This window comes from Stieleria neptunia, from assembly GCF_007754155.1.
In the GTDB taxonomy this organism is placed as follows: domain Bacteria; phylum Planctomycetota; class Planctomycetia; order Pirellulales; family Pirellulaceae; genus Stieleria; species Stieleria neptunia.
Window position 1 is genome coordinate 1446648 of the sequence record NZ_CP037423.1, and the last position, 18711, is coordinate 1465358.

14 protein-coding genes are annotated in these 18711 nt (G+C 59.3%); 10 read left to right on the plus strand and 4 right to left on the minus strand.

Annotated features, from left to right (window positions below; genetic code table 11):
- Positions 1 to 50: 50 nt before the first annotated feature.
- From Enr13x_RS05085 to Enr13x_RS05120, 8 genes are all read left to right on the plus strand, one after another.
- Positions 51 to 713 (plus strand): Uma2 family endonuclease, encoded by a 663-nt coding sequence (locus Enr13x_RS05085; RefSeq protein WP_145385008.1) that lies wholly within the window; start codon positions 51 to 53, stop codon positions 711 to 713.
- 292 nt (positions 714 to 1005) lie between these two features.
- Positions 1006 to 2352: a sulfatase family protein gene (locus tag Enr13x_RS05090; protein WP_145385009.1), complete on the plus strand. Its 1347-nt coding sequence runs from the start codon at positions 1006 to 1008 to the stop codon at positions 2350 to 2352.
- Positions 2353 to 2791: 439 nt separating this feature from the next.
- Positions 2792 to 3637 (plus strand): fumarylacetoacetate hydrolase family protein, encoded by an 846-nt coding sequence (locus Enr13x_RS05095; RefSeq protein ID WP_145385010.1) that lies wholly within the window; start codon positions 2792 to 2794, stop codon positions 3635 to 3637.
- 34 nt (positions 3638 to 3671) lie between these two features.
- Complete coding sequence (locus tag Enr13x_RS05100; RefSeq protein ID WP_145385011.1) at positions 3672 to 4136, plus strand: DUF1569 domain-containing protein; 465 nt, start codon at positions 3672 to 3674, stop codon at positions 4134 to 4136.
- 626 nt (positions 4137 to 4762) lie between these two features.
- Complete coding sequence (locus tag Enr13x_RS05105) at positions 4763 to 6790, plus strand: agmatine deiminase family protein (RefSeq protein ID WP_145385012.1); 2028 nt, start codon at positions 4763 to 4765, stop codon at positions 6788 to 6790.
- A gap of 468 nt (positions 6791 to 7258) precedes the next feature.
- Positions 7259 to 8176, plus strand: coding sequence for a hypothetical protein (locus Enr13x_RS05110; protein WP_145385013.1), 918 nt, complete (start codon positions 7259 to 7261; stop codon positions 8174 to 8176).
- 2 nt (positions 8177 to 8178) lie between these two features.
- Positions 8179 to 8916, plus strand: coding sequence for a hypothetical protein (locus tag Enr13x_RS05115; protein WP_145385014.1), 738 nt, complete (start codon positions 8179 to 8181; stop codon positions 8914 to 8916).
- Between the two features lie 305 nt (positions 8917 to 9221).
- A complete protein-coding gene (locus Enr13x_RS05120; protein ID WP_231744101.1) occupies positions 9222 to 10553 on the plus strand; it encodes a hypothetical protein in 1332 nt (443 codons plus the stop codon).
- Positions 10554 to 10595: 42 nt separating this feature from the next.
- On the opposite strand, the gene Enr13x_RS05125 is transcribed toward Enr13x_RS05120, so the two are convergent.
- The 3 genes from Enr13x_RS05125 to lhgO are packed head-to-tail and all read right to left on the minus strand — an operon-like array spanning position 10596 to position 13420.
- Entirely contained in the window at positions 10596 to 11402 is an 807-nt protein-coding gene (locus Enr13x_RS05125; RefSeq protein ID WP_145385015.1) for an ABC transporter permease, read from the minus strand.
- The gene (locus Enr13x_RS05130) at positions 11399 to 12202 is read right to left on the minus strand and encodes an ABC transporter ATP-binding protein (RefSeq protein WP_145385016.1); all 804 of its coding nucleotides are present in this window, start codon (positions 12200 to 12202) and stop codon (positions 11399 to 11401) included. The genes Enr13x_RS05125 and Enr13x_RS05130 overlap by 4 nt, the downstream gene beginning before the upstream one ends.
- Before the next feature lie 12 nt (positions 12203 to 12214).
- Positions 12215 to 13420, minus strand: coding sequence for an L-2-hydroxyglutarate oxidase (gene lhgO, locus Enr13x_RS05135; RefSeq protein WP_145385017.1), 1206 nt, complete (start codon positions 13418 to 13420; stop codon positions 12215 to 12217).
- Positions 13421 to 13510: 90 nt separating this feature from the next.
- On the opposite strand from lhgO, the gene Enr13x_RS05140 reads away from it, so the two are divergent.
- Together Enr13x_RS05140 and Enr13x_RS05145 are read left to right on the plus strand one after the other, a co-directional pair.
- Positions 13511 to 14818: a DUF58 domain-containing protein gene (locus tag Enr13x_RS05140; protein WP_145385018.1), complete on the plus strand. Its 1308-nt coding sequence runs from the start codon at positions 13511 to 13513 to the stop codon at positions 14816 to 14818.
- Positions 14805 to 17333: a transglutaminase TgpA family protein gene (locus Enr13x_RS05145; RefSeq protein ID WP_197455800.1), complete on the plus strand. Its 2529-nt coding sequence runs from the start codon at positions 14805 to 14807 to the stop codon at positions 17331 to 17333. The genes Enr13x_RS05140 and Enr13x_RS05145 overlap by 14 nt, the downstream gene beginning before the upstream one ends.
- A 5-nt stretch (positions 17334 to 17338) precedes the next feature.
- Here Enr13x_RS05145 and Enr13x_RS05150 read toward each other — a convergent pair whose 3' ends face one another.
- The gene (locus Enr13x_RS05150) at positions 17339 to 18577 is read right to left on the minus strand and encodes a response regulator (RefSeq protein WP_197455801.1); all 1239 of its coding nucleotides are present in this window, start codon (positions 18575 to 18577) and stop codon (positions 17339 to 17341) included.
- Positions 18578 to 18711: the final 134 nt, after the last annotated feature.

The window sequence follows — 18711 nt, forward strand, 5'->3', positions numbered from 1 at the left end:
AAACTTGGCGGGGGGCGTGATAAACTGTGGTCGAGGAGACTACCACCAAGATGCTTGACGAATCCAATCTCGAATCGATTTTTGCGAGTCCCGAATTGCCGAAGATCGCGGAGGTGATCAATTCCAAATTGGCCGCCGAGCGGAAGGCACGCGAAAGGTTTCGGCGTGAATTGACGCCGAGCGTCAAGGCCGAGTTTATTGCCGGAGAAGTCGTGATGCACTCACCCGCCAAGGCCAAACATCTGAGAGTGACCCGTAGGCTCCTCAAACTGCTCGATACCTATGTTCACCGACATGGCCTCGGCGAAGTCTTTTCCGAGAAGGCGCTGATCTGCTTGACCCGCAATGATTATGAGCCCGACGTCGTGTTTTTCGGCAAAGAAAAAGCCTCGACGTTCGGGCCGGATCACATGGAGTTTCCGGCCCCGGATTTTGTGGTCGAGGTGTTGTCCGAGAGCACCGCGTCGCGCGATCGGGGCGTCAAGTTTCAGGACTACGGCCAGCACGGCATCGGTGAATACTGGATCGTCGATTGTGATGAGAAGACGATCGAGCAGTACGTCTTGCGGGACAACGAGCGCGAGTACCATCTGGCGCAAAAGTTGGCGGGCGGTTCGATCGGTTCGAGGGTGGTGGAGGGTTTCGAGATCCCGATCGCCGCGTTGTTCGATGATCAAGCCAACGCGGAGGCGTTGGTCGAGTTGTGCGACTAAGCACCGTCGGAAGAATAAGTGGGATAGGCTTCCAGAGCTGTCACGGCGAAAACGACAGGCTGGCGCACTTTCTCGACGCCATCCCATCATTCTGCCCCGAATCATTCTGCCATCCCTCCCGTGATCCCCACCGACTTGACGGGGTGGAGCCTTGGAACGTGGGAAACGGCGGCCGCGCGCCACTGGCTGCCGCCACGTGCTGGAATGCGATCCCGGCGGGGACGCGTGGGTGAATTTGGGTTAGACTGTCGCGTCTCTTTTTCCACGCGACTGCTCCCACCGGACACGCTCCATGCGACAGACTGTTCTTTTGCTGCTGACGATTGCGTTGACCCTTGCCATCGGAGACGTGGCGGAGGCGAAGCGTCCCAACGTGTTGATCATTTATGGTGACGATCAAGGTTCGATCGACATGGGGTGTTTTGGCGTCAAGGACTTAAAGACGCCGAACATGGACCGCTTGGCGGCTCAGGGTTTGAAGCTGACCCAAATGTATTCTGCCGCACCGGTGTGTTCGGCCAGCCGGGTCGGTTTGCTGACCGGACGTTATCCCGCGCGTGCGGGGCAACCCGGGAACGGTGATCTGAAGACGGAGGAGGTGACGATCGCCGAAGCGTTTCGCCAGTCCGGCTACGCGACCGGTCATGTGGGCAAGTGGCACTTGGGACGCACCGAAACGATCAATCCCGCCGGCCAGGGTTTTGATCGCTGGTTCGGTCATCTGGAAGGATGCATCGATAACTTTTCACACTTCTTTTACTGGTCGGGGCCGAACCGTCACGACTTGTGGGACAACGGGACCGAAGTGCATCGTCCCGGCGAGTACTTTCCGCAGTTGATGGTCGATCGTTGCAAACAATTCATCGACCGACAATCCGGCGACGGAGCGGACGAAAAACCGTGGATGTTGTACTGGGCCTTCAACGCGCCGCACTATCCCTATCAGGGAACGCCCGAGTGGTTGCAGCACTACAGCGATTTGCCGACGCCGCGTCGTGAGTACTGTGCGTTCGTGTCGACGATGGACCAGTACATCGGAAAGGTGCTGGACCATTTGGACGAGCGTGGTTTGGCGGACAATACGATCGTGATTTATCAGCCCGATCATGGGCACAGCACGGAAACACGGGCGTTTGGCGGGGGCGGCGACGCGGGGCCGTATCGCGGCGCGAAATTTTCTCTATTCGAAGGCGGGATTCGGGTGCCGAGTGTCGTTCGATTTCCCGGGCGATTGCCGGCCGGTGAAACCCGCGACCAGTTCATCACGTCGTGTGATTGGTTTCCCACCGTCGCCCAGTGGTGTGGCGTCGAGTTGCCGAAGGCCGGGCTGGACGGCGTTTCGATGGTTGAGGTGTTGACCGAGAACGCGCCGGCACCGCGCGAACAGTTCTATTGGCAAATGGGCGGCGGGCGAGCGCCTCAGTGGGCCGTTCGCCGCGGCAATTGGAAGCTGATCGGCAATCCGCGCGACACCACGCCACCGCAGACCGAGCAGGTTCGGGGCGGACAGCTGAAGGAAAAGCTGTTTCTGGTGGATTTGAATCACGACCCGGGCGAGCAACAGAACCTGGCCGGCGAGCACAGCGATTTGGTGATCGAATTGATGAAGCTGCGTGAACAAATCATTTCCGATTTCTAGCAGCGCAACGCTCAAACGGTCACGGGCAACACAGGAAAGCCTTTGTTAGCGGTAGGGCGCGAGCGGACCGTCGGTTTAGTGAGCCGCGACGCGTAAGCGGCCGGGCATCCAGGCGCCCGCCCGAGGCCTTACGGCCAGCGGCTCACCCTTGCCTTGAGCAATTCCACTCAATCGGCAGCCGCGAGCTATCCGGTTCCTTGTTATTGCCAACACACCGGAGGGCTCGCGCCCTGCCGCTAACAAATCGTTCACGGCGTAGGGCATAGGGCGGAGCCTGGGAACGAGTCGCGACACCAGATTGAAGCTGCCGACGGGCCGGAAGGCCCGTCGGCCGTTGGCGTTGGACGCAATGGTCAAACGGTCGCGGGGTTGGCAATCGGGCGAGAACAGTGCAGGATGATCCGACCGAACCACTCTCCACTTCAACCTGCATCCTCCCATGCCAATCTGTCGCATCCCCGGTCCCGACGGTCGCCCCGAGTACGCGTTTTATCGAGACGGCAAGGTTTGTCCCTTGCGTCAGGTGATGGAAACCGCGCCGGTCGAATTTGAATTGTTTGACGTGACATCGAGTCAGATTCCGGATCTGGGCGGGATCGCCGACGAGCACTGGTCGACCGCGCCCGACGTCTTGTTGCCGCCGGTGCCACCACCCGGCAAAGTCATCTGCATCGGATTGAATTATCGAGATCACGCGATCGAGACCAATTCGCCGATCCCATCCGAACCGGTCGTGTTCAGCAAATTCGGTACTGCGGTGATTGGTCACGGGCAAGCGATCGAATTGCCGGAGATTTCTGCCAAGGTTGATTATGAAGCCGAGTTGGTGGTGGTGATCGGACGGGAAGCCCGCAACGTTTCTGTCGACGAAGCCATGCAGTACGTTTATGGTTACACCTGCGGACACGACGTTTCGGCACGCGATTGGCAAAAGGGGCGTCCGGGCGGTCAATGGTTGCTCGGCAAGACCTTTGATACGTTTGCGCCGTTGGGGCCGTGTGTGGTCACGACGGCGGAATTGTCCGATCCGTCAGACGTGCGTGTGCAAATGGAACTCAATGGCGACGTCGTCCAAGACAGCACGACGGCGCAATTGATCTTTGACATTCCGACGACGATCGCGCATCTGTCCAAGTTTGTCACGCTGAAACCCGGCGACGTGATCTTCACGGGAACGCCGCCCGGTGTCGGGGACGCCAAGGATCCGCCGGTTTATTTGAAACCGGGAGATCGTTGCAGCGTGATCGTCGACGGCATCGGGACACTGACCAATCGTTGTCAGTGAGACAACGGTTCACACCCCGAGAAGGAATCATCTGATGGCAGCTGAGCATCGTAAACTGCGTTTCGAATCCATCGCAGCGGCTCTGGCGGAAGCCGAGCGGTTGGCCGCGTCCGAGACCCGGACGACGGGGCAGTATTCACTCGGGCAGATTTTCGAGCACCTGGCGCGGACGTTTGAGGTGGTGTTGAAGGAACGAGAAATGCCGCCTTCGCCGTTGCCGATGCGCGTCCTGTCGCGGCTGATCCGGCCGATGGTGTTGCGGAAGGCGATGACCGGGTTCAAGTTGCCGTCCAAGGCACAGAGTGTTCTGTGGACGAGTGAAGCGGTGTCGACCGAGGACGGGCTGCAACATCTGCGAGAAGCGTACGAAAAATTCAAGGCCACCGATCCGCTGCCCGCTCATGTCTTTTTCGGCAGCATGACCCGCGCGCAACACGACGCGTTGCAGTGTAGGCACTTTGAGGGGCACTTGGGATTTGTCCATCCGGTTTCAGCTTGAGAACGACTTCAATTCGGAGCGTCGACTCAATCGACGGCCCGCTCGCGGTCTACCGCTGACAAGAAACACTCCGTTTGGCAACGCCGTGAAGCATTTTTAGCGGTAGGGCGCGAGCCCTCCGGTGTTTTGGCAGAGATGAGGAACCGGAGGGCTCGCGCCCTGCCGCTAACACCTCGTAAAACACAGGAAATAAATGCTTCACAGCGTTACCCGTTTGGTGTCAAGGTTGGCGGCCTCGGGTATCGGCTATGGGCTAGACGCGCGCGCCGGTGAAACTCAATTCAGCCTGCGGTGCCGACCTCAGTTTAGGGGGGGCGCAGACCGGGGCCAGAAATTGGTCATGAAAACCGCGGGGCCCGGTGTAAGAGGATTGGATGCATCCGTTTTCATCCGACGAAGCGAAGTCTTCACGTCGAGCCTGCCACTGTATTGAAGCAGCAGGCTTCTTTTTATCGTATCGCACCGGCCAACCCGTGCGATAACTCTTGATCATGGGCTGCGGAGACCGCTGGTGAATTCCCGGGGGCCGAGTTGCGTTCAAGAATCGAGATTCATTCAAAATTTTTGGCGGTCTCCTTGCGCGGCCATAGCGTTTCATACTGGTTGGACGCTACCTGGGAAACTTGATGGACAATCGAAGAAAACTGGTTCGTGCTGTTTCCGCTGCCGCGGCGATCGCCTCGCTGTTGGCCGCGATCATCAGCACTCGCGCGCTGAGTCAGTCATCTCGGTATCTGGCCGAGGTGTCATCGTCGTTACGGACTTCCGACCTCAATGCTGCGAAGTCGATTGGTCACGCATTTGCGCGGACGGACGAACTGACCGTGCTTCTGGCCAGACAACGACAGCCTCGCGGCGAGTGGAACTATTTACTCGACCAACTCAAAGAGTCGTTCGTCGAATTTTTGGAAGTCGATCGACACGAGTCCGTTTTGCCACACGAAACGGCAAAAGCGAACTACTACCTGGGCCGCGTGATGATTCTTCAGGGCAACCAGAATGCGGCGCGTCGTCGGCTTGAGCAAGCGGTCGAGTTGGCCGTCAAGATCAATGACAATGTGTTGGTCGCCCAAGCCAAGAATACGCTCGGTTGTTTGGCCGCGGCTGATGGTGACTATGGATCGGCGCACGCGTCGTTCCGCGCGTGTTCGGACGTCTTGAATCATGTCGAGGGCCAGGAAAATGTGTGCGCGATAGCGCTCCGCAATCTGGGCTTGGTCGAACGTGCCCTGGGGCGCGACGGGACGGCGGCGACACGCAGTGCAATTGCACTCATCGAGCGGTCAAGCGAAAGCGAAAGCTGGGGATTAACGAGCGAATTGTTGCAAGATTTGCGAATGACACTGTGTGAAATGTATTGGTCGCAGGGTCTTCTTGACGAGGCTGTTCGGCTCGCCCGGGAAACGCAGGACGATCTGCAGTCAAAATATATTCACGTCGATCTGTTGGGTGTTGACAAACACCTGATTGCACGAAATCGACACGTCAACGCACTTCGCTTTGTCGAACGCAACTTGGCAGCATTGCAACAAGTGCGAGAGGCTGCCGTCGCAGACCCGAAAACCAAACAATCGCTGGGCAAAACCGTCCACCGCTGGCAGTGGCATCCGCTGATGGACCTGCGGACCGAGTTGGTCTCCAATCACCTGTCCGTCGCAGGAACCATGGTTGCCGAGTTCGAATCGCAGTCTGGACTGGTGCTCGCCTGGGGCGAGCTTGACTTCTCTCACGCCGCTGCGACGGCGGTTGCCAAACACGTTTATGATCGGACTCAATTGGTGATCGTGTCTGACTCGGAAGAGTCACTGGACGAAGCCCGGATTGCGTTGGTAGACGCCGGGGTACCACTCAGCCGTGTCCGGTTTGGTATCTGCGACTGCGAAACACCGTGGTTCCGTGACCAAGGGCCGATCGTTTCGCGATCCGAGTCCGGGGACGCGGTCTGGTTTGATTCGAGTCTGACGCGTGGTGATCGCAGCGGACGCGTCGTTCTGGACGCGTTGCCAACCATGCTCCGCCGCAACTGGAAAACGCGTGTCGCGGACGTGCCGATCCACTTGGAAGGCGGGATGCTGCTCTCCAATGGAAACGGGTTGGCCGTCGGATCTGCCGCGATCGTCCGGGTCAATCGGGAATACGGGTTCTCGGATGAAGCGATCACCCGGGAACTGAGGCGAGTGACCGGCGCAAGGAGATGGCTCTTTCTCAACACGCTCATCGGCGAGCCAACCGAGCACATCGATTTGTTCATGACCTTCGTTTCCCCCACCACGGTCGTGGTCGGTGAGTACGCCGATCGAGCGGATCCAAATGCCGCCTTGCTGGATGAAACGGCGACTCTGCTGAGCACGGTCGTCGTCGATGACACGCCCCTCCGGGTCGTTCGAATCCCAATGCCCGACGGCGCGGGGACATCGTTTCCCAGCTACACCAATGTGGTGTTTGCCAACGGCGTGCTGCTCGTCCCGTCCTACTCCGGCGAGTCAAAAGAAAAGGAGTTGAAAGTGAAGGAAACCTATGAGGCGTTGCTACCCGATTGGGAGGTTCACTTCGTCGATTGCACCCGCTTGCGTCATACCGGCGGGGCGTTGCACTGCCTGGTTTCGAATCTCGGTGATACCCCATTCACTCCCGTGTTTTCATCAAAGCAATAGTCGATCAACTTCGACCCCCGGCATCCTTCGCTCTCGGTCCACCGTTAAGAGGATGCCGCGAGAGTCGTAAGGGGGGCGGCAATCAAAAACCTTCCCATTCTTGTCGTTTTCGTCGGATCCCGCCGCCCTTGTCCGGTGTTTCAATGGATGTCGAAACGGCATTCCCCGCTGCATTCGGTTTAGGACCGTCGGAAGAATAAGTGGCGGGGATTGATTGTGGGATAGGCTTCCAGCCTGTCGTTTTCGCCATGACAGGCTGGAAGCCTATCCCACTTATTCTTCCGACGGTCCTTAGAGGATTGCTTTGTGATTCTTTACTGACGTGCACACCATTGACGCCCGTCAACAATGGCCTCCTTTGATCGCAATTGAAACCGTATGATCGACGGGGATCGTGCGTGCACTGCGAACCCCTTCAACACTCTGACACCCTGCCCGCGAGTCTGGTTTGATGGAATCTCTATTGCGATGTCTCCCCTTGGGATGGCGGGGTTGATGGCGCCGCGCCGGCGGCGGCGTTGCCGTCTGAAACCATCCGATGGGACCGCAGCGATCACGCTCCATCAATCGGATGAACCCCCGCCGCTGGAGCCATCACGGGCTTCCAGCTTGCTCGGCCGCTGGCTGGTCCCCCTTGGCACCGGCATGTTACTGGGAGCCGCTATTTTGGCAGTCGCCCGGCCGGTCTTTGTCGCAACGGACGCCGACCAGGATTCGGTCGGCGAAGGTCTATTGAAGACACAACAATTGGACTCGCTCTTTCGTGTCATCGAGTCGCAGCTACAGGAGGATTCTTCGCATCTGGCGTCCTATCGAAAGCTGCTGGATACCTTTCTGGTGTACGATCGTCAGTACGTGGCACAGGCGAGTGTGAATCCGGCAACGCGACTTGCGAAGGCCTATGCCGCAAAACGGATCGGGCATTGTTATCAGGCGATCGGAGAATTAGAGGGGGCCTGCGAATACTATCGGCAATCGCGAGACTTATTTGGGGCGTGCTTGCAAGCAGACCCCAAGCTTGTCGAACTCTATTCGCTGTGGCTCAACGCCCACGCACAAATCGCCTATGTGGAGTTTGCGCGCGGAAACGTTCGGTCGGCAGAAAGCGAATTTCGTACAGCGTTGCATGTGCTGCAAGAGTCAACGCTCGTCCCGGATTTTGAGTATCACAACTCGCTGTTTCCAGAGCTCAAATTGCTCGCTCAACTCGGTCTTGAACTCAAGCTCTACGCTGAATCCTTGCAAGTTGCTGAACGTCTTGCATTGTCGGCAAAAAAACTGACGGACCGATCGCCGCAGGACGCTGAATTGGCTCGGGACGCAGTGGATGCCGAGCGATACCTGAATCTCGTGTCATCGTTGCTCGCTCAACAGGGAAATCAATGAGCATGAAGGATTGGAATCGACATTTCGGCTCGCGTCGGTACGCGGCCTTGGCGATGGCGCTCGTCGCCGTTTTGGCGGTCAACAGCGCCATTGCGGGGCGCCAGCGAAAGGATTTGGCAGTGGAGACGTTGCCCCCGATACCGACGCCGATCGGTTATTCCGGTCGCAGACTCTTTCGGTTTCCTGGCGGCGAATGTGTCGTACTGCGTCCTCCGATCGAGCTTGTAAGTGAAGAAGAACAGCAGCGATACCGCGGGACCGATGCAGAAAGCGAGTTGGTGCGAGAAGTGCTTCCACCTGACAGTCGTTGGCGCGTTGCGCCCCATCGTCCCGAAGACGAATCGACTTTCAACTGTGCCACCTTCGCGATCGGCGATGTGATTGGACTTTCACGTGCCGATTTTTTGATCACTCAGGCGGTCAGTTGTACAAACAATCAGAATCCTGCGCACGTTCTGCTGCAGGAATATTTTTACTCTCTGGCGACCTATCCGCTGGCGGGAATTGAGTGGGATGAACTCGATAGGCTCGAGTCGCTCGGTGACAACGATGTCGTCGTGTTCGCGATTCATGGCTCAAACGATGAATACGTTCATTTGGGGAAAATCGCCAAATGGCGAGGACGCAATCAAATGGTCAGCAAGATGGGGCGCGGTCCCATTGTGCGAGGAACCATCCAGCGGACGGCACAGGCATACGCGGGCAAATTTGACGAGATTCAGATTTACAGACGCCGCTGAACGCCCAATTGGTTTCGCGCGAAGCGTTCGTGCGTGATGCTGAATTCGAATCGTCTGACGTGACGGTCTGCTTCGACGAGTCGCGCTAGGATCGCTTTGCCCCCGATCGTCTCGCCATTTGTGGGTGTCGCCGCCTGGTCATTGGGATGGTGGCGGTGTCTGCGTTGCGTTCCGTCGCTTTCAAGAGTGTTGTGCGGCGCCATTTCAAATGTGCTAGTTTCACGGTTGTCCAAACGCGGACTTGTTTCGAATCGTCGAAGGGTCCCAGTAGGTTGATCAGACAGTAGCAAACACGAGGCGCACGCATGAAAACACTCACCATCGCTTTGTTGGCCGCCGTCTTCTGCCTACCTGGATTCGCGGACGAGACGAGTGGTGAAACCGGGCAGCGCCAGGCGGACGGTCCGCGCCCTTGGCAGGACAAGTCGGTCGAGTACGCCCGCATCATGTCGCGGGTGAAATGGACGCCGGTGGCGGACGGCATGCCGAGGCGCGGCGGTCACTTCACCGCCGGAAAGGAATACACCGGGGTTCCTTATTCGAGCGTCAAGCATGTTGGCCGCTACATCGGATTCGACATCTTTCTAAAAACCTTCCTCGCCGCGGTGGAAAACCCCAACAGCGTTCTCTACACCGAGAATCTCTACGGAAAGGTGAGCAACGCGGAGTGCTACTACGGCAAGGTCTGTTCCTCGTACACCAGTTATGCACTGCAGTGTGGAATCTGGTACGTCAGCAAGGTTCACGGCCCCCGGGTTCGTGACGGCGTCCAGATCGTGGAGCTGCAGTCGGCGCAAGCGGCGCAGCGGGGCGATATCATTTACACCCCGCCGGCCAAGAAAAACGGAGGCTCGCACGTCGAGATGGTCACGGAAGTCGTCCGCAACGACGCAGGCCGGGTGACGCACGTCCGGATTGAGGAGAGTCGACCACAAACCACCAGCAACACGCTGCGAACCGCGAAAGAGTTTGACGCACACCTGGCGTCCCGGAATCGAGAGTTGTACCGGATCACCGATTTGGACGCCTGGCGCGGGGGCAACAGGGCCGAAGCGTTCTTGTTTCCCAACTACGAAGACGACTCGGCGACGCCGCAAATCAATCGCGTCCTGCTGCTCGATCGCGGCGACTGGGTTCCCTACCACAAAGGGCAACCGGTGAAGATCAACCTCATGGATCGTGACGACCAAGGGATTCAGACGCTGGTGATCAAGCGTGACGGCAAACTTGTCGAAGAGATCGAGCATCCGAAGAAGGGCGTCTTGGATCGAACCTTCACGACCTGCGGCGATTACACGGCGCACTGCGTGATGAAAGGCGGTTCGCTGAGCCAGGCCTGCGAGTTCGCCGTCTGTGAACTCGACTTCCGTCTGCCGTCCGCGAAAATCTCGCGAGGAACGCCATGGGAGATTGCACTCACGTCCGACAACATGAATGCAATCATCGTTTACTTCAAGAACTCAGCCGACGGTCATGACGAACACAACGTGTTCATTAGCGAAGCTGACCGGAAGGCGGGCAAGGTGACCATCCCTGCCGGCGTGACACAAAATGCTGACAAGATGCAGGTTTGGTTGATCGGAGAAAACCGATACGGGAGACTGAAAATACGCCGCGATCTCAAGGTGACCGATTGAGGGGTTACGGGCTGTCGATTGCACCATTCATCTGGGCACAAGTCACGCGGCGTCCATCCAGCGGCGCAGCAGGGTCCGCGAGATCCCGTGGACCAGGCCAAAGAGAAACAGTCCCAACAGCGTCGAGGTGAACACGGCGGCGATCAGGGCGTCGGTTTTGACAAAGCCTTGCCAGTGGGTCATCAGCGTTCCCAAGCCGTCGTAATCGGTGCCGTTGCCGACAAAAAACTCTGCCACGATCGCTCCGATCACTGCCAGCCCGCTGCTCGTTTTAGCTCCCAAGACCAGGTAGGGCACGGCGGCGGGGATTTGCAAACGCGCCAACTTTTTGGCCCGGCCGGCCCCGTACAGCGAAAACAGGTCCGACCATTGACGATCGATCGCCATCAGTCCGGCTGTCACGCTATTGACGATCGGGAACAGGCACACGATGACGGTCACAATGACCACGGTGCGAAACTGGTACCCGCTCCAGATGATCAACAGCGGCGCGATCGCGACGATGGGCACGGTTTGCAGAAAGATCACATAGGGAAAAAACGCCAGTCGAATACGCTGCGACTGGGAAAACGCAACACTGATCAGCGATCCCAACGCGATGGCCGCCAGCAAGCCGGCTGCGGCGGCCAGGCCGGTCGCGTACAAGGCCCGCAACAATTCCATCCGGTTCTCCGTCGCCGCCCGCCAGACCTCCGACGGTTTGGGCAAGAGCGCCGATGGCATGTCGAATCCCCAGGCGATCAACCACCACGTCGCGATGGCGATCAGGGCAACCAGGATCGCGGGGCCCCAATGGCGGGCCGCGTCGGCGATTCGGGTTGCCGGAGGACGTTCAGCGGCACCGCTCATGACGCTTCCTCCTGTGTTCGCAGCGTCGGGGAAGACGAGGGGCCGCGGAGCGAATCGCTGACGACGCCAAAGAACTGGGCGAATTCGGGGGTTCTCATCTGTGACGGGCTGCGCGGCCATGCGATCGGATTGTCGATCACCGATTCCAAGACGCCGTCGCGCATGACGGCGATTCGACGCGATAGCAGAATCGACTCGCTGATATTGTGGGTGACCATCACGGCGGTGAATTGTTGCTGCTGCCAAAGCGACAACAGCAACCGGCCCAGTTCGTTGCGGAGCATGTCATCCAGTGCGGCAAACGGTTCATCCAACAGCAAGATGCGGGGATGGGTCACCAGGGCCCGTGCGATCGACGCCCGCATCTGCATGCCGCCGGAAAGCTCATGGGGGCGCTTGTCTCGGGCGTCGGCCAGTTTCACCGACTCCAGGGCGTGCTGGGCGGCCTCGCGTCGCTGACGACAGGTCCCGCGTCCGATCAGCTCCAGCGGCAACAGGACGTTTTGCAGCGTGCTCGCCCACGGCAGCAGTCCGGGTTGTTGAAACACGAATCCGATTTGTCCTTCGCTGGCGATGGCGACCGGATCGAGTTCGACTTGGCCCTCGGTCATCGGTTGCAAGCCCGCGATCGCCCGCAGCAGGGTCGTCTTGCCGCAACCGCTGGGGCCGATCAGCGAAACGATTTCCCCGCTCTGGATCGTCAGTTCCACACGATCGACCGCGACCGACGACGGAGCGAATCGGACCGTGACGTTGCGGCAATGGATCGAGGAAGCGGCCGGCCGGTCGTTGGAAGACATGACGTTCACGCTTTAACGCTCGACCTGGTCGACAATGGTTTGGGCGATCGCCAACGATGCCGTTGCCGCGGGCGATGGTGCGTTCAAGACGTGCACGGCCGCATCGCTTCGTTGAAACAGAAAATCGTCGACCAATTGACCCTCGCGCGAAACCGCCTGGGCACGAACACCGGCGCGGCCCCGCACCAGATCGGACGCGGTCAAGCGCGGCATCAGTTTTTGCAAGGCGGTGACAAAGGCCGCTTTGCTGAGCGAACGGTGCATTTCTCCCAAGCCGGTTTTCCAATGTCGCAGTGCCAGTTTTTGAAACCCGCCGAATCGAAGGGTTTGCGCCAGGTCCGTGAGCCGAATGGTTTTCCAATCGTATCCTTCGCGCGAGAACGCCAGCACGGCATTGGGGCCGCACTCCACACCCCCGTCGATCATCCGCGTGAAATGCACGCCCAAAAAAGGGAACGAGGGATCGGGGACGGGATAGATCAGGTTGCGAACCAGGGTTTCGCGGCCGGGCGCCAATTCATAGTATTCGCCGCGGAACGGGACGATTCGAATTTCGGGGGAGACGCCCGACAAGGCGGCGATTCGATCGCATTGCAACCCGCCACAATTGATCATCATCGCGGCGTGGAACACGTTGCCGTCGGCCGCGGTCAGACGAATCGATCGGACCGTCGCATCGATCGCCACGATTTCGGATCCAAACACGATCCGCCCGCCCGCATCGCGGAGACAGCGGGCCAGTCTCTTGCACACCGTCGCGTAATTCACGATCCCCGTTTCGGGCACGTGCAGGGCCGCGATTCCGGCCGCGTTGGGTTCCAGTTCTCGCAACTGGTCGCTATCAAGACGTTCGTAAACGACGCCGTTTTCGGAACCCCGGGCAGCGATCTTTTCCATTGATTCCAATTCGGTCGGATCGGTGGCAACGATGACTTTGCCGCAGCGATCCCAGGGAATCTGATGTTCCTCGCAAAACGCCTCCATCGCCGCTTTGCCGGTGCGACAGGTCGCCGCCCGGATGGACCCCGGTTTGTAGTAGATCCCGGAATGCAAAACGCCAGAATTGTGGCCGCTTTGATGGGCGGCGACGTCGGATTCGGATTCGACGACGACGACCGAGCAGTCGGGAAAACGCTGCACCAGACGCCAGGCGGTCGCAAGCCCGACGATGCCGGCGCCGATCACAATGAAGTCGTTTTGATCGGCGCTAGAGGGCATCAGGGCGAGCGGTACAATGGAGGGGAGCGAACGTGAATCGGCCGGTCGTGATACTATAGCCCTAGAAAAACCTCTTCTCCAACGGGACTGATGGCGACAAGTCGATCCAAACCGCTGTTCCGCTACCGCATCACGCGTCTGGGATTCCATTTTTTGTTCGTCGCCTTGTTCGCGATGATCGGCGGGTCGCTGCGCGGATTCAATTTATTGCTGGTGCTGGCGGGATTGCTGATCAGCATCGTTCTGTTGCAATGGCGACAGGGACGGCATGCCATTCGGCGGGTGCGTCTTGATCGCCACGAATTGACCGGTGTGTTTGCCGGGACACCGATGGCGATCCGCTACGAGATCACCAATGCGGGGCGGTTGCTTCCGCTGTGGTGTTTACGCATCGAAGACCGTGTGATCGCCCCGGACCGTGTCGATGTCGATGGAATCGACGAGTCGGGTGACGATCAGCAGCCAATCCGCCAACAGCCGGTCTCATTGGTCGGCAGTGTGGGCAACGTTCCGGCCGGTCAGACCCGCGGCACGTCGGTGATGTGTCGTTTCCATCGTCGCGGGCGTTACCAGTTGGGGCCGGTCGTTGTCTCCACGACGTTTCCGTTCTGTCTGATGAATTGCGAGCGACTTTCTCCGGTGGCGGTCGAACCGCTTTACGTTTACCCGCGGCTGATCACGTTGCGTCGTGGGTGGAAATCGCTGTTGCCGCCACGGCGGGGCGGAGACGGTCATCGGTCGACCGGTGGAAGCAATGAAGACGGTGAGTTCTTTGGGCTGCGTCCCTGGCAATCGGGCGACCACATCAAACACATCCACTGGCGGACGACGGCGCGGATCGGCGAACCGGCCGTGCGACAATTCGAGCAGCGCAACCGACATCAAATCTGTCTCGTTGTCGATGCGGTTGACCGCTCGGACGCACCCGGCATCGTCGAACAGGTCTTGGAAGTCGCCGCGACGCTGATCAATGAGCTGGCGTCGCCGACCAGTTCCGTGGCGTTGCTGGTCGCCGACGCATCGCCCGGATCCAACGTTGATGTATCGATCGGGGCCGATGCCACGGCGCTCCTGGAGCGACTGGCGATTGCCAAACCCGTGCACCTTAAATCTTCGCAAGACGATCCGTTGGCGCATGCGGTCGCCGACCGATCTTCCCAGCTCCAGGCTTACGACCTGGTGGTGGTCAGCGCGCGGGGATTCAAAGACACCGTCCACCGCCGATCGGCGGATCCGTCCGGCCGACAGGCGTTGTCGGTGTGGCGCTACTTTGACCAACGATCGCGGCTGTCTTGGATCGATGTCAGCTCGCCGCCGGTGCGACGGTGGTTGGCCGGCGACGCGGACCGTGTGGTGCCCGATGGAACGACCGAGGGGGCTGGATATGTCCATCACTAAGCGGGACACGGTGGATCTTCCCGATTCGTTGCGTGATGAATTGCTGGCGGTGCCGTCCGTGCGGACGCGTTTGGAGTTTCAGTTTGCGTTGTTGTCGGCGGCCGGCGGGGTGGTGCTGGCGAGCGGGCAAGGTACCGAGGGGATCGCCTTGTTGGCCGTCTTTTCCGCGGTCGTCGGATTCGTCTTCGTCGATTGGTTGCGTTTGATTGAGTTGCCGCCGATCGGGGCGTATTTGGCGATGGCGGGCGCCGCGGTGTACTGCGTGCAAGATTTCTGGGGACTGCAACAGCGGGGCGAACCGCAAATGGTCTCCGTCGCCCTGTTGTTGGTGTTGGTCCAGGGCGTGTTGATGATGCAACGCAAATCGCGGCGCATCTTGGAACAGTTGGCGGTGTTCTGTTTGCTCGAGCTGGTCGTCGCGGCGATCTTTAGTGATGCGATCGGCTTCGGGGTGTGGATGATTCCGATCGCGATTGTCGGCGCCAGTGCGCTCAGCTTGCTGGGGCTGGTCACGATGATGGAGAGTCTGGATGTGACGCTGGATCGAGCTGTCCCCGAGCCTCCCAAAACCCGATTCGGACGTTTCGTCCAGTTCATCATCGGGGGGCGTGAAGACGTGCCGCCGCGGAACGCGATCGTGGCCACGTCGTCGCCGGAATCGGTGATTTCGATTTATTGGGCGGCCGGACCTTGGTCACGCTACGCGCTGCTGGTGCTTTCGCCGGCGGTGATCGTGATCGCGGCGGCGTTCTTTTACGTCTTGCCCCGACGCGTCCAACCGTCACGGTCGGCCGCGCGCGGTCCCGCCATGGTCGGATTTGATGATGAAGTGCGAATGGAACAATTGGGCCAGGTGATGCAGAACTCTGACCCGGCGGTGCGGGTCAAGTTGACCGAGAAGGACAGCGGTGAACCTTACCTGATCAACGACAGTTTGTACTTGCGAGGAAAGGTGCTGGAGGATTACCAGGTCGACTACTCCACGGATCGGCCGATCGCCAAGTGGATTTCGACCGACCAGGATTCGATCAGCCGTCGCGGCCGCATTCCCAGCGCCGATCGCCCCCGCGGACGATCCGGCCAGCCGCCGCATGACCGCGTGCATGTCAAGATCACCTGTGAAGCGATGAGCCGGCCGGCGTTGTTTTCGATCGCACCCTATCATCAAGACGGTGAAGGTGATGCTGTCGACGTGGTTCACGCGATCGATCGTTGGACCCTTGCTCGCGAATCCTCTGATCCGCCGTTTCCGCGTATCAGTTATGAATTCGGCACGCGCGCGTTTCTCGATGGCGTTCAAACACGCCGGATCGCTCAAGCATCCGAGGCGGAGCGGATGATCACGCCGTACGAGTTGACTTGGCAACGGAGGCTCAATAGCCGTGCGGCGCGGCCGAGACGCGACTACGAAGAGGACTTGCTTCGCATCGATCGTGCCAGTGTGCCGACCGCCGTTCGTTTGGCCACCCAGGTTTTGGAGGGCATCGGTGAGGAGAACCGCCGCCCGTCGCTGGCCGCGGTGGCGATGGAACAGTATTTGAAGACAGATCCCGCGTTTTCCTACACGTTGAACTTGGACGCGACGCCGATTCCTGGCGTCGATCCGGTCGAGCAGTTTCTGTCGGTCGATCGGCGTGGCCATTGCCAGTACTTCGCGTCGGCGTTGGCACTGATGCTTCGCAGCGTTGGCATTCCCTGTCGCGTCGTCGTGGGGTATCGGACCGAGGAATACAACAACGTCGGCAAGTACTACATCGCCAGGCAGCTGCACGCCCATGCATGGGTCGAAGCGTTGATCGAACGAGATCAAGAATCGGCAGGAGAGCGCGTGGCCGTTCAGCGTCGAGCACCGCGGTATTGGATGCGGCTGGACCCGACACCCGCCGAAAGTGCACTCGACGACGGCAATCCGGAGGGCGTCGATGGACTGTTGAACTTGGCGAACAATGTTTGGGAAGACTACGTCGTGGAGATGGATCGTCAGCGTCAAAGCGATGATCTGGTGCAAGTGACCGGACTGCGCGACGTGCGGAGTTCGTATCAACGCATGTGGGCCGCCCTGCAAAGCAACTTGGCTGCGATCCGCGCCGGGCGGTTGGAGGACGGGGAGATCGATTTGCCGCTGCAATCCTTGGCGATTTCCGCCTTCATCGTCGGCGCCGCGATCGCGATGCTCGCCGTTTTGTTGCGGTTGCGATTGCCGCAGTTCCGGCGCCGCGTCAAGGTCCGTGGAGACTCACGCGTTGTGCAGCCCCGGTTGCCTTTTTACGCCGAAACGCTGAAGCAACTCGGACGCGCCGGCGTCACACGAGGATCCGACGAAACACCGAGTGAATTGTTGCAACGCGTCGGACAGCGTTATCCCGATCTGCAGTGCTTGACCGATGCCTTCGAACGCTGTCGCTATGGCCAAACCGAACTGGGCAACCGGGAATCGATCGATCGAGCGCTGTCGGCATTAACGGCCGACGTGGAGGGACAGCTTCTGGCAGAGGGAGCTGCGACGGGTCGGTGAAACGTTCAGAGGCTGACGTCTTGCGGCAGCGGCGTCTTGCGTTGTTCGTCGTTTCGCCGGCCGACGTCGGAGCACAGGTTGTGCCAGGATTCCAGCTTTTCGCCACACACGACCATCTCGAAATAGCGAATCAGCTCCTCATCCGGGGTGGGCAGCGGCAACTGACTGCCGGCTCGGCTGAGGTAGTTTGACGCGACGACGGCGGTTAGCGGCGAGAACGATATCTCGAACGCTTTGGTCGGCGTGTGATGCAGTGCGACGATTTCGATAATGGTTTGCGGCAGCCCCCAGACGCTGAGCAAGTGGGCTCCGATGGCGGCATGATCGGCACCGAAGATCTGACGTTCGGCTCGCCACAATGGAATGTCATCGATCTCCGCTTTCAACGCCGCTTGGGCGCAGGACTTGGGATCGATCGAATGCAGCACGAGCTTGCCGATATCGTGGAGCGTGGCCGCGGTGATGGCGTCTTCGAGGGCCTGGGAGTCGAGACGTTCCCGCCGACCGATCAGCTTGGTCATGCGGGAGACACGCAAGCAATGTTGCATCAGCACGTCGGCGGAAAACCCGTTCACGCCGAGTGCTTCGAATTCTTGGAAAATGCCGATCGCGAGAACGAGTGACTTGAGTGTCGATGCACCCAACAACGATACCGCTTTGATCGGGTCGGAGATATGATGGCTTAAACAGAAGATCGCTGAATTGACCAACTGCAGCACCTTTGCCGTCATCACCGCGTCCTTGGCGACGATCTTGCCGATCGACGAGATCGAGGCGTCTTCGTTACGAAGTGCGTTGGTCAATTCTCGATAGACCGCCGGGACACTGGGCAACCGAGAAAGCCCGCCGACCAGGCGTTGCAGGGAATCCGAAACCAAGACATCTCGCAGCGAGCAAGCCCGATCGATCGTCGTTCGAAGTTCTGTGGCGTCGCACGGTTTCGGCAAAAACTGATGCATCGCCATGATCGATCGAAGCACGGCGTCGCGATCCGACGGCTTGGACAGTATGATCCGCACCGTGTTGGGATAGTGTTTGCCGACATAATTCAACAGCGCCGCGCCATCCATGCCCGGCATTCGCATGTCGGTGACCACCGCGTCGTATCGGGCCGTCCCCAGCATCTCGATCGCCTGTTCGCCGCTGGTCGCGAAATCGCATTCCCACTCGACATCCTCCGCAATCAGCTGCCGTTCCAGCTGACGCAGCGCTTGCGGTTCATCATCGACGAATAAGACGGTCACCCTAGCCGACTCCCGGTAACGCAAATCAACATGATTTGCAATGAAACGGTCATTCAAAAGGCCGTCGACCGCTGTCGGTTGACCTTTTCCTCATGGGAACGCTAACACGCGGTTCACCATGAACCCGGGAAAGC